Below are 13,260 nucleotides of genomic sequence, written 5' to 3' on the forward strand. Positions count from 1 at the left end.
ATTAATGCAGAAATATGCCCTGATCATGTACACATGCTATTGGAGATCCCTCCAAAATATTCTGTATCCAAGTTTATGGGATATTTAAAGGGGAAGAGCAGCACAATGTTGTACGAACAATTTGGGGAATTAAAATATAAGTACCGGAATAGAGAATTCTGGTGCAAAGGATATTATGTGGATACAGTAGGAAAGAATGAGCAACGGATCAGTGAGTATATAACGAACCAATTGTCAGAAGACAAATTGGGCGAGCAACTGACAATGCCGGGGGCAAGTCCATTCAGAAGTAAAAAGTAACACAAGGCAAAGCGACTGACAGACTGTTTTACACGTTTACGTGTCCGCTAGGAGCAGAGGGCTTTGCCCGACTAATGACAACTACGCGTTTGACGCGTGGATGGGCTTTCCAAGGGGTTCAAGCTGATGGGGCTGGGCGCACATACCGGTGATGCCAAACTGCACGAGCGCAGCGCGGTGCAGGCTAACTATCAGGATGTGTGTGCCCTGATTCAAGGCGTCTGGGAACAATTCATCGCCAAGGAATTGCTGGCGATGTTCAATGCCAACGACATCGTCTGTTCCGAGCTTAAAAGCCCCAACGATATGCACGACGACCCCCAGGCCCGGGCCAATGACCTCGCGCATCTGACATTAGAAAACGGGTGGTGTGTTATGTGTCGGCGCAATTTGCCGGGGCCTCGCCGGCGCCGACAGCGATGCGCTCGATTGGCGCCGACAATGTGGCCGTCTTTACGGCCTTGGGTTATGCACCGAAGGCCATTGCCGTACTGACCCGATAACCCAGTACAAGACATTCAAAAAGCGTCTGCCGATCGGCAGACGCTTTTAGTTTTTCGGACTCACGCCCAATCCACCACCACTTCATCCTTGTCTCCCTCTTCAAAGAAAGGTGTGGTGGTAATGGTGTAAAGACAGGGGGCATTGGTGTCGTTTTTAATCACGTGCACCTCGCCGGGATCCATATGGATAAAGTCTCCGGGTTTGCCGACATGGGTCTTCCCGTCGATAATAAAGGTCGGATGCCCCTCCAGTACATAAAAGTCCTCTTCCATTCGCGGATGCCTGTGGGCGGTGTACACCTCGCCGGGCAGCACCCGGGCGATGCCGAAATTGAGCTTTGGCCCGTGGATGAAATACTTCGGACCGGAATCGCCATGGCGAAACGCATGATCTTGTTCATTGGTAATAAACATCGGAACCTCCTTGTCAATGATGGCCGCGCAAATCTTTATGGCCATCATAGCCGATGCGGCGGCAAAAGAAAAGATAGAAAGAATTTGCAATAGCAACAAAGCCGAAGATCCGACATCGGTTTTATCGCCGCGCGCGCTGTCCGGAGAGAAATTGCAGCTTGGTCTCGGAGAGGATGACGGCGAGGAAAATGACGGTGAAGCCGATCACTAAACGCAAGGTTAAGTGCTCGCCATAAAAAATCAGGGAGAAAAGGACCCCGAAGACACATTCCAGGCTCAGGATGATGGCTGCGGCAGCGGGTTCTTCGTGCTTGAGGCCGAAGTTCTGGCAAAGATAGGCTAAGGCCGAGACGAAAAGCGTCAGGTAAATCAATTCGCCGAGAACAGAACCGGGAATCTGAGCGGGAAAGCGCTCAAAAGCGAAGGCGCAGATCCAGCAACAGACGGCGGCCACGGCAAATTGGAAAATCGTCAGCACGATGAGATCGATCTTTTGGCTGAACTTGGCCACGGCGACGATGTTGCAGGCAAAAAAGAAACCGCAGACGAGAGTTAAAGCGTCGCCCCAGCCCATGGACAGATCACCGTCAAGACTCACGAGGCCGATGCCGAGCATGCATAAAAAAGCGGCGGCGATGTTAAAGCGATCCGGGCGTCTCCGGTCGATCAGCCAATACAAAAAAGGCACGATCACGCAATAGATGGCCGTCAGAAAGGCGTTTTTGCCCGGCGTGGTGCCGGTGAGGCCGATGGTCTGAAAGGCGTAGGCGGTGAACATCGTGCCGCCGACCGCAAGCCCGGCTAAAAGCGTCTGGCGGCCCGGGCGGTACAGCCGTTTGCGAAAGATTGCGGCCAAAAGCACGGCGGCCACCGTGAAGCGGATGGCCAAGAGATAATAGGTGGGAAAGACGGCCACCACACGCTTCATCATGAAGAATGAAGAGCCCCAGATCAATGCGGCGGCGAAGAGCGCGGCCCGCGGCAGCGCGGGATGTCGGGTCAGTCGGTTGGGCATAAAATCTCCTTTCTGTCAAACGGCGGCGCACATTTTTTGAGCGATCCGCGAAATGTCGATGCCGGTTCAAAGTGCGAATGTCCTGCGAGGCGGCGTCGATGCTGAGCTTTTATTATAACGAATAGGCATCCTGGCGTAAAGATGACGCGGACCGCCCGGCTTAAAAGATCTCGGCCGATGTGCAGGAAGGCTATACAATCGAGATGAAAAAGAGTATAATGAGGGCGATTTAATCGGTGCGCGAAAGCGCGGCGAAGATCAAGACGAAGACGAACGGGAGGAAGGCCATGGCCTATATGGCGTTGTATCGCAAATACCGCCCCCAGACCTTTGACGAGGTGGTCGGGCAGGATTTTGTAACCCGCATTTTAAAAAATCAGATCATCAGCGGCCGCGTCGGCCACGCCTATCTTCTGACGGGGATCCGGGGCACCGGCAAGACGACGATCGCCAAAATTTTCGCGCGTGCCATCAACTGCACGGACAATCGCGGCGGCAATCCCTGCAATGCCTGTGCGGTGTGCCGCGAAATCGAGAAGCCCGGCGTTATGGATATCATCGAGATCGACGCGGCTTCCAACCGCGGGGTCGACGAGATCCGGGATATCCGCGAGAAGGTAAAATACCCGCCGACCCTCGGTGCGTACAAGGTGTATATCATCGACGAAGTGCACATGCTCACCCGGGAGGCCTTTAACGCCCTGCTCAAGACGCTGGAAGAGCCGCCGGCTCACGTAGTGTTCATTCTGGCGACGACGGAGCCCAACAAGCTGCCGATGACGATTTTGTCCCGCTGCCAGCGCTTTGATATCCGCCCCATCGATCAGGAGGTGATCGCCGATCGGATGCGGATGATCCTGCAGGATATCGGCGTGGCCATGGACGAGGATGCGCTGCAATTCGTCGCGGCCCGGGGGGATCACTCCATGCGCGATGCCCTGAGCATCCTGGATCAGATCATCGACATCCGGGAAGACGGCGCGGCCATCACCCAGGAGCAGGTGCTGGGATTTTTGGGCATGGCCGACCGGCAGATGATTCTGGCGCTGGCCCGGGCGATGATTGACGGCGCGGCCGATCAGGCGCTGCTGACGCTGCAGACCCTGCGCGCGGAAGGCAAGGATGCCGCGCTGATTTTGGACCAGCTGATCACCTGCTTTCGGGAATTGCTGGTGGCGGCGACTACCGGGCCGGCAGCCATGCGCATTCTGGGCATCGGGGAGGCGGCGTTTGAAACCCTTTCGGCCACGGCGAAGGCCGCGGGGAAAAATCGGCTGTTCACCATGATCGACATCCTTCTGGCCGATCAGGAAAAGCTGCGTTACAACGATATGAGCGCCGTGATTCTGGAAATGAGCGTACTCAAGGCCTGTTCGGGCTATGTGCCGGCCGCGGAGGCAACCGCGCCGCAGCCTGCCCGCCCGGCGACAGCGCAAGCGGCGCCTGTTCCGCCCGAAACCTCTGTGCAGCCGAAGGCAGCGGCCGATCGTCCGATGGCTCATTCAGCGGTGAAGGGAAGCGCCCAACAACCGGCACCGGACGGAGCGCCTTCGGCGCCATCCCAACCGGCGGCCCCCCGAACGGCCAAACCGGAAACGCGATCAGATGGTTCGGCGGAGATTAATGCGGATCGTCTTTTCCGTTTGATGCACGACCAGCTGGCCAAGACCAATCCACTGCTGCAGCACTTTTTCAGCGAAGGGCGGCTGGCCCAGGTGTCCGACCATCGTCTGGAGCTGCGTTTTGCCGGTTCCAATGCGGCGATGCACGCCGATATGCTGGGGCGGGAAAAGGAAGACCTTGAAAAGATGGCACAGACGCTTTCCAGGAATGCCGATCTCACATTGGACATCCGCGTGGTAAAAAAAAATGCTGAGACCATGAGCTTTGCCGAAAAAACGGCGGCCATCGTCGGCGACGTGCCCATTGAATCGCAATGAGAAAGGGCATTAAGAATTGGGGCATTGAACGATTTTAGACTTTTAAACACAGGGATAAAAGTGTTATAATAAAATGAAAAGGAAAACAAAGGATAAGGATAAAGGAGAATCCCATGTCGAGAATGAAAAGACGGGCACCGCGGGGCGGCGGCAAGGTTAACCAGAAAAATATGATGAAGCAGATCCAGCAGATGCAGGCGCAAATGCAGCGTGCCCAAGAGGATCTGGAAGAGCAGGAAATCGAGGGCACCGCCGGTGGCGGCGCGGTTAAAGTGGTGATGACGGGGGCGAAAGTCGTTAAATCAGTGAAGATCGATCCGGATGTTATCGACGAGGACGACGTGGAGATGCTCGAGGATCTCATCGTGGCCGCCGTCAACGAAGCGAACAGCCGTGTGGACGAACTGACCGGCTCAGAAATGGGAAAACTGACCGAGGGCATCAGCATGCCAAATATTCCGGGGTTGTCCTGAGTTGGGACTGTATCCGAAGGCGGTTGAGCGGCTGGTTGCCGAGCTGTCCAAGTTGCCGGGCATCGGCGAGAAAACAGCCCAGCGGCTGGCCTTTCACCTGATTGATGCCCCAAAGGAAGATATCGCCGGGCTGTCCAGGGCGCTCCTGGATGTGAAAGAGAAGATTAAACTTTGTCCCGTCTGTTTTTCGATTACGGACGGGGATCGCTGTGACATCTGCGCCGACGCATCCCGGGATCGCTCAGTGCTGTGTGTGGTTGAAAACACGCGGGATATTTACGCCATCGAGCGCACGCGGGAATATCACGGACTTTATCATGTGCTTCACGGAGTAATTTCCCCGCTGGAGGGGATTGGTCCTCAGGACATTAAAGCCAGGGAGCTGATGCTGCGTCTGGCGGACGGTACGGTGACGGAAGTGATCATGGCGACCAATCCAACGCCGGAGGGCGAAGCGACGGCGGTTTACCTGGGCAATCTGATCACGCCGATGGGCGTGACGGTGACCCGGTTGGCCAAGGGCATTCCGATTGGCGCCGATGTGGAATTTACAGACGAGGTCACTTTGATTAAAGCTTTTGAAGGCCGAAAACAAATCAAATAAGCAGCGGCCATCAGATAAAAGAATAAACTTTGGATGGGAGCAGAATATGATTAAAAAAGGGATTAATGCCTCGCCGGGGATTGCCATTGCCAAGGCGATTGTTTATGTCAAAAAAGAACTGGATATCGTGCGCAGGCAAATCGATGATGTGGCTGCAGAATGTGCCCGCTTCGATGAGGCCGTGGCGCAAAGCCGGGAACAGTTGAGCGCATTGCAGGCAAAAACAGCTCGGGAACTGGGCGAAGAGGAAGCGGCGATCTTTGAAGCCCATGCCATGTTCTTGGACGATCCGGAATTTGTCGGCGCGATTAAAACGAGCATCGAAAGTGAACAGCGAAATGCGGAGGCCATCACTCAGCAGATCGTTGATCAGTTTTATGCCATGTTTGACGCGATGGACGATCCTTATTTCAAGGGGCGTGCAGCCGATATCCGCGATGTGGGAAACCGGGTACTGCACAACTTGATGGGCATCGACATCATGGATATCTCCAATCTTTCGGAGGATACGATCATCATCGCTGAAGATCTGGCGCCTTCCGATACGGCGATCATGGACAAAGCGCATGTGAAAGGGTTTGCCACCGACATCGGCAGCCGCACTTCCCACTCGGCGATCATGGCCCGCGGACTTGAAATCCCAGCGATTCTCGGCCTGGGGGATATTACAGCCACGGCTCAGGATGGCGATACGGTGATTGTAGACGGCAGTGCTGGCGTGATTGTCGTCAACCCGACGGCAGGCGAGCTTGCCATGTATCGGGATAAGCAAAGGGCCTACGAAGTTTATATGGCGGAACTTGCCCAGCTCAAGGATCAAAAGGCGGTGACCACCGACGGGCATGAAGTGATTTTGAGCGGGAACATCGGCAACCCCAAAGATGTCGAGGGCGTCAACCATAACGGCGGCATGGGTGTCGGCCTTTACCGTAGCGAATTTCTTTATATGGATGCAGATACCATGCCCAGTGAAGAAAAACAATTTGCGGCCTATAAAACCGTGGTGGAAGATTTTAGAGATCGCGAAGGGGTGATCATCCGTACCCTGGATATCGGCGGCGACAAAAAACTGCCTTATCTGCCGCTGGAAGAAGAAATGAATCCTTTCCTCGGGCTGCGGGCGGTTCGGCTTTGTTTTGCAAAGGAAGATCTTTTCCGCACCCAGCTGCGGGCGATTCTCCGGGCTTCGGCCTTCGGAAAAACCCGGGTGATGTTCCCGATGATTGGCAACGTGTCGGAAGTGCGTCAGGCCAAGGCGCTGGTAAAGGCCTGCATGGCTGAGCTCGACCGCGAAGGCGTGGCCTACGACCGCGATCTCGAAATCGGGATCATGGTGGAAATTCCTTCGGCAGCGCTGACGGCGGATATCATCGCGAAGGAAGTGGATTTCTTTTCCATCGGCACCAACGATCTCTGCCAGTACACCTTGGCGGTGGACCGGATGAACCAGACGGTGTCCTATCTTTACGATCCGCTGCATCCGGCGATTTTGCGCCTGGTGAAGAACGTGATCGAGGCGTCTCATAAGCTGCCGGATAAATTTACGGGAATGTGCGGCGAAATGGCCGGAGATCCCAGCGCGACATTGATTCTTCTGGGGTTGGGTCTCGATGAATTCTCGATGAGCGCTTCCTCCATTCCCCAGGTGAAGAAAATTGTGCGTTCGGTTAGCTTTGAGGAGGCCAAGGCCATTGCCGACGAAGCACTGACCATGGAAACCGGCGACGAAATCCGGGCGATGATCGAAGCCAAGATGGCGGCATTGGGCATTCAGATTTTATAAACGCCTGGCAAAATCAGAGAGGAGTTGTGCCGATGAAACGAAAACAAGTCACGATTATCAACAAAACAGGATTACATGCGAGAGCTGCGTCTCTTTTCGTCTCGGCGGCCGGCGGATTTTCCTCGGATATTGATGTGATCAGCGGGGACACCCGGATTAATGCCAAAAGCATCATGGGCATTATGTCCGGGGGCATTGCCCAGGGCGACCAGGTAATTATCGAAGCCGACGGTGACGATGAGGACGAAGCCCTGGCAGCCTTGGTGGCGATGATAAAAGACGGTTTTGGCGAAGCGTAATGGTTAAAAATGCGATAGATTTAAGAGAGGAATGACATGGCAAATAAAGAAGGTTATTTTATCGGCGGACTTTTCGCCGGGGCAATGATCGGCGCGGCGGCGGCTCTGCTTCTGGCGCCGGCATCGGGAGAAGAAACCAGAAACAGCCTGCGGGAACATATTCGCGGGACGTTTGGCGATATGCACGATCAGGCGCTGGAATATACTGAGAGCCTGAAGGGGCAGATTCAGGATGCGGCGGATACCTTGACAGATCGCGTCAACCAATACAAGGCTCAGATTGAAGACAAGATCGAAGAGATTCAGGACGATGTTTCAGCCAGCATTGACGAACTCAATGACGAGCTGGAAGCGATCAAAGCTGAAGACGAAGAAATGCCGGAAACTGAAGCAGAAGATGACGGGGAACCGGCATGATCCACATCAGCATGCATTGGTGGGAGCTGGCGCTGATCATCATCGCCATCGCGGTGATTTACGGCACGGTTCATCTGGTCAGAGTATTTAAGAATTTGGTCGAAACACTTAAGCGGGTCAACCACTTGTTGGCGGACAACGAAGAGCAGGTGACCCATATTGTCACAAATGTGGATTCCGTGATGGAAGATGCCAAGACCTCAGTTGATACGGTTAAAAACGATGTGATTGAACCTTTGTCGGCCAATGTCGGCAAGTTCATCAGCATTTTCAGACGGCTCAATGCCAGTGGCGAACGCAAGGCCAATAAACGCGAAAAGAAGCTTGAAAAGGCAACTCGCCGTGCAGAACGCGCGGCGGCGCGGCAAAAATAAGCTTAATAAAAATAGGATGTATTGAAAGGCACCGGCGAACGCCGGTGTCTTTTTTATGGGGAGCCGTGCGTATCGGCGAAAAATGAGAAATTTAATCGGACGGAAAAGGAGCGATCCGAGGGATGATGCCCTTTACATTTTTCAGGAATTACATATTGAAAACAATGACAATATTAGGTACAATGATAACGTAATAATAGAAAGTTGACCAGCAAGGGGGAAATTGCATGAAAACTTATCCGACAAGCAATGTCAGAAACGTTTTGCTTTTAGGCCATGGCGGCTCCGGGAAGACCTCACTGATCGAAGCGATGGCATTCAATGCCGGCGCCATCGACCGAATGGGCAGAATCGACGAGGGCAACACTTTATCCGACTTTGACGAAGAGGAAAAACGCAGAATGTTTTCCATTTCTTCGACGATTATTCCGGTGGAATACGGTGGTCACAAGATCAATCTGATCGACGCACCGGGCTATTTTGACTTTGTCGGAGAAGCGGCGGCCGCCCTGCGCGCTGTTGACGCCATCATCGTCGTGGTGGATGCGCTGGCGGGGGTGCAAGTCGGCACCGAGAAAGCCATTGACATGCTCAAGCAGATTGATGTGCCGGCCTTTTTTGTCGTGAACAAGATGGACCGGGAAAACGCCAAGATCGGCAAGGTGATGGACCAATTAAAAGAAGCTTTTGGCAATAAGGTAGTGCCTTTCATTCAACCTTGGGGCGAAGGGGAAGAAATGCACGGGATTGTCAACGTGGTCGATATGAACGGCCGCGAACGCAAGGACAACCGCTGCTTTGACGCCGAAGTGCCGGAAGATCTGAAAAATACCCTGGCGCCTTACCGTGAAATGATCATGGAAAGTGTGGCTCAGACATCCGAAGATTTAATGGAAAAGTATTTCGACGGCGAAGAACTGACCACCGAAGAAATTCACTACGGGCTGCGCATCGGGGTGCTCGCCGGCGATCTGATTCCGGTGATGTGCACCTCGGCGGTGCAGAACATCGGGGTGGAAACCGTCGAGAACATGATTATCGACTATCTGCCCGCACCGGACGACGGAGAAGGTATGGTGGGCACGGATCCGCGGGATTCCCGGGAGATTGTCCACAAGTGTGAAGCGTCGGCGCCGTTTTCGGCTCAGATATTTAAAACCGTAGTGGATCCCTTTGTGGGCAAGCTGTCGATCTTTAAAGTGATGAGCGGCGTCCTCGAAAGCGGCGCTGAGGTGGTCAACGCCAACAAAGACACCCGCGAAAAGACGAACCATATTTACGTGCTGCGGGGCAACAAGCAGATTGAAGTAGACAACCTGATTGCGGGGGATATCGGTGCTTTCAGCAAATTGAACGACGTCTCCACCGGGGACACCCTGTGCGACGCGGCCAATCCCATCGTGTATCCGCCGATTGATTTCCCGAAACCGGTCATTTCCATGGCGATTGAAGCCACGAACAAGAGCAATATCGACAAGCTCTCCACCGGGCTCCACAAACTCATCGAAGAAGACCCGACGATTGCTGTCACGCGCAATCCTGAAACCAAGCAGACCATTATCTCCGGTCTGGGAGAAATGCAGCTGGAAATCGTCAGTCATCGTCTGAAACAAAAATTCGACGTGGACGTCACCCTCGAACCGATGAAGGTGCCTTACCGCGAAACCATCCGCAAATCGGCCGACGCGGAGGGCAAACACAAAAAACAATCCGGTGGCAGCGGTCAATACGGGCATGTCTTTGTGAAATTTGATCCCCTGCCGGATGTCAATGACGATTTCCGCTTTGTGGACAAGGTGGTCGGCGGATCGGTGCCGCGCAACTTTATCCCTGCGGTCGAAAAAGGGCTGGCGGACTGCATGGCCAGCGGCGTGCTCGCCGGCTACCCGGTGACCGGGGTGCAGGCTACCCTTTACGACGGATCCTATCACGCGGTGGACTCCGACGAAATGTCTTTCAAAATGGCGGCGGCGCTGGCGTTTAAGAAGGGCCTTAAAGAAGCGGATCCGATTCTGCTCGAGCCGATTTACGGTTTGCGCATCAGCATCCCGGAAGTCTACATGGGCGATGTGATGGGCGATTTGAATAAAAAACGCGGCCGCATCCTCGGGATGGAACCGGCGGATAACGGCAGACAGATCATTACGGCGGAAGCGCCGCTTTCGGAGCTGGCCAAATACGCCACGGAACTGCGCTCGATGACCCAGGCCCGGGGCTCCTTTGAAATGAGCTTCGCCCGCTATGAAGAAGCGCCGGCGACGGTGGCCGAAAAAGTGATCGCGGCGGCAAACGGCGACGATGACAAAGCGTCGAAAGACAAAGATCACAAAAAGAAAAAATAATGGCCGGCGATGACGGCGAAGCGATTTTAAACGGCGGTGCCCGGCGGCACGGCCGTTTTTTTGCGCATGAGCGGCGTTAAACTTTGCCAAACGCGGCGCAAACGGGTATAATGGAAAAAATGAAGCATAAGGGGAAACATATGCTAGAAGCATCACAACCAGCCGCAGCGACTGCGGCAGAAAAGAAAAAAATCATTTACTCCGCCATTCAGCCGTCGGGGATGTTTACCATCGGCAATTATTTCGGCGCCATGAAAAACTGGGTGACCTTGCAGGATCAAAACGACTGTCTGTTCGCCCTGGCCGATCTGCATGCCATGACGGTGTTTCAGGTGCCGGCAGATCTGCGGCGGCGCACCTATGAATGCCTGGCCCTTTTGATGGCCATCGGCATCGATCCGGCAAAATCCATTCTTTATGTGCAGTCTCAGGTGTCGGCCCATTCGGAGTTGGCCTGGATCCTCAACTGCAACAGCTATATGGGCGAGCTCTCTCGGATGACCCAATACAAGGCTAAATCCCAGAAGCAGCAGCGTCAGGGCAGCAATATCCGCGTCGGGCTCTTCGATTATCCGGTGCTGATGGCGGCGGATATTCTGCTTTATCAGACGGATTTCGTGCCAGTGGGCAGCGATCAGAAGCAGCACGTCGAGCTGGCCCGAGACATTGGCGGCCGCTTCAACCAGACCTACAGCCCCACCTTTAAGCTGCCGGAGCCCTGGTTCGGGACCGCCGGCGCGCGGGTCATGAGCCTGCAGGATCCGGCATCGAAGATGAGCAAGTCCGACGACAATCCCAACGGCTTTATCTCGATGATCGACGATCCGAAAACCATCGTGAAAAAATTCAAGCGGGCTGTGACCGACTCGGAAACGGAGGTGCGTTACGACCGGGAAAACAAGCCGGGCATCTCCAATTTGATGGAAATTTACGGCTGTGCCACCGATCAGGACATGGCCGCCATCGAACGGGAATTTGCCGGCCGGGGCTACGGCGATTTCAAAACGGCGGTCGGCGAGGCCGTGGCCGAAGCCCTGCGCCCGATTCAGGCGGCATTCGGCCGGCTGATGGGAGACAAGGGCTACCTGGAATCGCTGATGGTCGCCGGGGCCGACCAGGCGGGGCGCATCGCGGGAAGAACCCTCTCGAAGGTGCGCCGCAAGGTGGGCCTGGTGACGCCGAAGCGCTGAGAAAAATAAAAAAGCTGAGTTTGACGCTCAGCTTTTTTGTTGCCGGTTATTCCTCTTTGCCATCGTGTTCGCGGTGCCACGCCTTGATTTGGGCCAGGCGTTTTTTAAACGGGCCCTCCCGGCCTTCCTCGGTGGGGAAATAATATGCGTGGCCTGACAGTTCCTCCGGGAAGGTCTGCATGGTGGTGAGCTTGTCTTCAAAATGGTGGGCGAACTGATAGCCGCGGCCGTAGCCCAGCTCGCGCATCAGTTTGGTGGTGCCGTTGCGGATGGCCATGGGCACGGGAGCGTTCATTGTGGATTTCACATCCTGGGCGACGTTCAGCGTCGCCTTGTAGACCGCGTTGGATTTGGGCGCCAGGGCGAGATAAATCACAGCTTCGGTGAGGTGGACATTGCATTCCGGCATACCGATGAATTGGCAGGCCTGAAAGACGTTGACGGTCAGGTTGAGGGCGCCGGTATCGGCCAGACCGATGTCTTCGCTTGCAAAGCGGATCAGGCGGCGGGCGATATAAAGCGGGTCTTCACCGCCCTCGAGCATGCGGGTGAGCCAGTAAATCGCCGCGTCGGCATCGCTGTTGCGCATGGATTTGTGCAGGGCGGAAATCAGATTGTAATGCTCTTCGCCGTCTTTGTCGTAGCGGAGGGTCTTGCGGTCCAGCAGCTGGGCGAGCAGGGCTTCGTCTGCCGCAAGCCAGCCGCCGGTTACCGGGCTGTTGTCCACAAGCATTTCGAGGGTATTGAGCGCTGTCCGGGCATCGCCGTCAGCAAAGACGCCGATGGCGCGCAGTATTTGGGCGTCGGCGGTGAGCGGCGCGTCAAAGCCTTCGGCCAGGGCGCGGGTCAGCAGCGTGGCGATGGCCTCCGGCGTCAGTGGTTTGAGCAGAAAGACCCGGCAGCGGGAGAGCAGCGCCGAATTGATCTCAAAGGAGGGATTTTCCGTCGTGGCGCCGATGAGCACGATGCTGCCGTCCTCGACATAGGGCAGAAAGGCATCCTGCTGGGCTTTGTTGAAGCGGTGGATTTCGTCGATAAAGACCAGGGTGCGCCGGCCGAAAGCCGCATGGCTTTTGGCGTCGCCCATGATCTTCTTGATATCTTTGATGCCGCTGTTCACAGCACTGAAGGCGACGAAGGCAGCAGCGGTCTGTCGGGCGATAACCTGAGCCAGGGTGGTCTTGCCGACGCCGGGCGGCCCCCAGAGAATCATCGAAGGGATGTCGTCGCGGTCGATGAGACGGCGCAAGGCCCTGCCCTCGCCAAGCAGATGCTCCTGGCCGACAATGGCGTCAATGGTTTGCGGGCGGATGCGGCTGGCCAAAGGCTCGTGGGCTGAATGCGGGAATAACGATTCTTGATGCGGTTCAAACATAATTTTTCCTTTTTTTGAACAAATAAAACAATAAATATCTGTAAAGTGATGACAACTATAGTTTATCCCAAAAGAAGGAGCGGTTAAATAAAAATTTGAAAAAAATTAGCGGTCGATGGGCTTTCTTTAAATTAAAATAAATCGGTTCGAAAGAACGCGAAAAAAATGACCGCTTAGCGGTCATTTTGGGTTGGTAATTCCGATGCTGCGAAAAGGGAAGCCGGAGGCATG

Annotated in this window: 14 protein-coding genes and 1 pseudogene; 12 read left to right on the plus strand and 3 right to left on the minus strand. The window is 54.8% G+C overall.

Annotated elements, in window-relative coordinates; translation table 11 throughout:
- The 3 genes and pseudogenes from tnpA to HMPREF0721_RS12620 form a co-directional block, all read left to right on the plus strand.
- Positions 1 to 300, plus strand: a 300-nt coding sequence (tnpA, locus tag HMPREF0721_RS09040; protein WP_006599414.1) for an IS200/IS605 family transposase, incomplete at its 5' end; no start/stop codon positions are given.
- 126 nt (positions 301 to 426) lie between these two features.
- Positions 427 to 588: pseudogene (locus tag HMPREF0721_RS12835) on the plus strand (hypothetical protein); the annotation flags it as partial.
- Positions 589 to 677: 89 nt separating this feature from the next.
- The gene (locus HMPREF0721_RS12620; RefSeq protein ID WP_278224167.1) at positions 678 to 803 is read left to right on the plus strand and encodes a hypothetical protein; all 126 of its coding nucleotides are present in this window, start codon (positions 678 to 680) and stop codon (positions 801 to 803) included.
- Between the two features lie 60 nt (positions 804 to 863).
- On the opposite strand, the gene HMPREF0721_RS09050 is transcribed toward HMPREF0721_RS12620, so the two are convergent.
- The gene (locus tag HMPREF0721_RS09050) at positions 864 to 1,217 is read right to left on the minus strand and encodes a cupin domain-containing protein (protein WP_040640024.1); all 354 of its coding nucleotides are present in this window, start codon (positions 1,215 to 1,217) and stop codon (positions 864 to 866) included.
- A gap of 121 nt (positions 1,218 to 1,338) precedes the next feature.
- The gene (locus HMPREF0721_RS09055; RefSeq protein ID WP_006599418.1) at positions 1,339 to 2,232 is read right to left on the minus strand and encodes a DMT family transporter; all 894 of its coding nucleotides are present in this window, start codon (positions 2,230 to 2,232) and stop codon (positions 1,339 to 1,341) included.
- Between the two features lie 287 nt (positions 2,233 to 2,519).
- Between HMPREF0721_RS09055 and dnaX the strand changes: the two genes are divergently transcribed.
- The 9 genes from dnaX to trpS all read left to right on the plus strand — a co-directional run bounded on the left by dnaX (position 2,520) and on the right by trpS (position 11,654).
- Positions 2,520 to 4,172 (plus strand): DNA polymerase III subunit gamma/tau, encoded by a 1,653-nt coding sequence (gene dnaX / locus HMPREF0721_RS09060; RefSeq protein ID WP_156788727.1) that lies wholly within the window; start codon positions 2,520 to 2,522, stop codon positions 4,170 to 4,172.
- A gap of 113 nt (positions 4,173 to 4,285) precedes the next feature.
- Positions 4,286 to 4,645, plus strand: a complete 360-nt coding sequence (locus HMPREF0721_RS09065) for a YbaB/EbfC family nucleoid-associated protein (protein WP_006599420.1) — start codon at positions 4,286 to 4,288, stop codon at positions 4,643 to 4,645.
- A 1-nt stretch (position 4,646) separates the two neighbouring features.
- The gene (recR, locus tag HMPREF0721_RS09070) at positions 4,647 to 5,249 is read left to right on the plus strand and encodes a recombination mediator RecR (protein WP_006599421.1); all 603 of its coding nucleotides are present in this window, start codon (positions 4,647 to 4,649) and stop codon (positions 5,247 to 5,249) included.
- Positions 5,250 to 5,295: 46 nt separating this feature from the next.
- Positions 5,296 to 7,032 carry a phosphoenolpyruvate--protein phosphotransferase gene (ptsP, locus tag HMPREF0721_RS09075; RefSeq protein ID WP_006599422.1) on the plus strand — a complete coding sequence of 579 codons (1,737 nt, stop codon included), beginning with the start codon at positions 5,296 to 5,298 and terminating at the stop codon, positions 7,030 to 7,032.
- Positions 7,033 to 7,064: 32 nt separating this feature from the next.
- Positions 7,065 to 7,331 (plus strand): HPr family phosphocarrier protein, encoded by a 267-nt coding sequence (locus HMPREF0721_RS09080; RefSeq protein WP_006599423.1) that lies wholly within the window; start codon positions 7,065 to 7,067, stop codon positions 7,329 to 7,331.
- A gap of 36 nt (positions 7,332 to 7,367) precedes the next feature.
- The gene (locus tag HMPREF0721_RS09085; RefSeq protein WP_006599424.1) at positions 7,368 to 7,748 is read left to right on the plus strand and encodes a YtxH domain-containing protein; all 381 of its coding nucleotides are present in this window, start codon (positions 7,368 to 7,370) and stop codon (positions 7,746 to 7,748) included.
- Positions 7,745 to 8,122, plus strand: coding sequence for a DUF948 domain-containing protein (locus tag HMPREF0721_RS09090; protein ID WP_006599425.1), 378 nt, complete (start codon positions 7,745 to 7,747; stop codon positions 8,120 to 8,122). The genes HMPREF0721_RS09085 and HMPREF0721_RS09090 overlap by 4 nt, the downstream gene beginning before the upstream one ends.
- Before the next feature lie 227 nt (positions 8,123 to 8,349).
- Positions 8,350 to 10,464 carry an elongation factor G gene (gene fusA, locus HMPREF0721_RS09095; protein ID WP_006599427.1) on the plus strand — a complete coding sequence of 705 codons (2,115 nt, stop codon included), beginning with the start codon at positions 8,350 to 8,352 and terminating at the stop codon, positions 10,462 to 10,464.
- Positions 10,465 to 10,604: 140 nt separating this feature from the next.
- The gene (gene trpS, locus HMPREF0721_RS09100) at positions 10,605 to 11,654 is read left to right on the plus strand and encodes a tryptophan--tRNA ligase (protein WP_050787033.1); all 1,050 of its coding nucleotides are present in this window, start codon (positions 10,605 to 10,607) and stop codon (positions 11,652 to 11,654) included.
- A gap of 46 nt (positions 11,655 to 11,700) precedes the next feature.
- Here the strand turns inward: trpS and HMPREF0721_RS09105 are convergent, their stop codons facing one another.
- Positions 11,701 to 13,029: a replication-associated recombination protein A gene (locus HMPREF0721_RS09105; protein ID WP_006599429.1), complete on the minus strand. Its 1,329-nt coding sequence runs from the start codon at positions 13,027 to 13,029 to the stop codon at positions 11,701 to 11,703.
- Positions 13,030 to 13,260: the final 231 nt, after the last annotated feature.

Source organism: Pseudoramibacter alactolyticus ATCC 23263, from assembly GCF_000185505.1.
Taxonomy (GTDB): domain Bacteria; phylum Bacillota; class Clostridia; order Eubacteriales; family Eubacteriaceae; genus Pseudoramibacter; species Pseudoramibacter alactolyticus.

Excerpts from the sequence above, each read along its gene's own strand:
- HMPREF0721_RS09105 (WP_006599429.1), bottom strand. The coding sequence starts at position 13,029 with ATGTTTGAACCGCATCAAGAATCGTTATTCCCGCATTCAGCCCACGAG.
- HMPREF0721_RS09050 (WP_040640024.1), bottom strand. The coding sequence starts at position 1,217 with ATGTTTATTACCAATGAACAAGATCATGCGTTTCGCCATGGCGATTCC.
- ptsP (WP_006599422.1), top strand. The coding sequence starts at position 5,296 with ATGATTAAAAAAGGGATTAATGCCTCGCCGGGGATTGCCATTGCCAAG.
- fusA (WP_006599427.1), top strand. The coding sequence starts at position 8,350 with ATGAAAACTTATCCGACAAGCAATGTCAGAAACGTTTTGCTTTTAGGC.
- HMPREF0721_RS09055 (WP_006599418.1), bottom strand. The coding sequence starts at position 2,232 with ATGCCCAACCGACTGACCCGACATCCCGCGCTGCCGCGGGCCGCGCTC.
- HMPREF0721_RS09080 (WP_006599423.1), top strand. The coding sequence starts at position 7,065 with ATGAAACGAAAACAAGTCACGATTATCAACAAAACAGGATTACATGCG.
- HMPREF0721_RS09065 (WP_006599420.1), top strand. The coding sequence starts at position 4,286 with ATGTCGAGAATGAAAAGACGGGCACCGCGGGGCGGCGGCAAGGTTAAC.
- dnaX (WP_156788727.1), top strand. The coding sequence starts at position 2,520 with ATGGCCTATATGGCGTTGTATCGCAAATACCGCCCCCAGACCTTTGAC.
- trpS (WP_050787033.1), top strand. The coding sequence starts at position 10,605 with ATGCTAGAAGCATCACAACCAGCCGCAGCGACTGCGGCAGAAAAGAAA.
- HMPREF0721_RS09090 (WP_006599425.1), top strand. The coding sequence starts at position 7,745 with ATGATCCACATCAGCATGCATTGGTGGGAGCTGGCGCTGATCATCATC.
- HMPREF0721_RS09085 (WP_006599424.1), top strand. The coding sequence starts at position 7,368 with ATGGCAAATAAAGAAGGTTATTTTATCGGCGGACTTTTCGCCGGGGCA.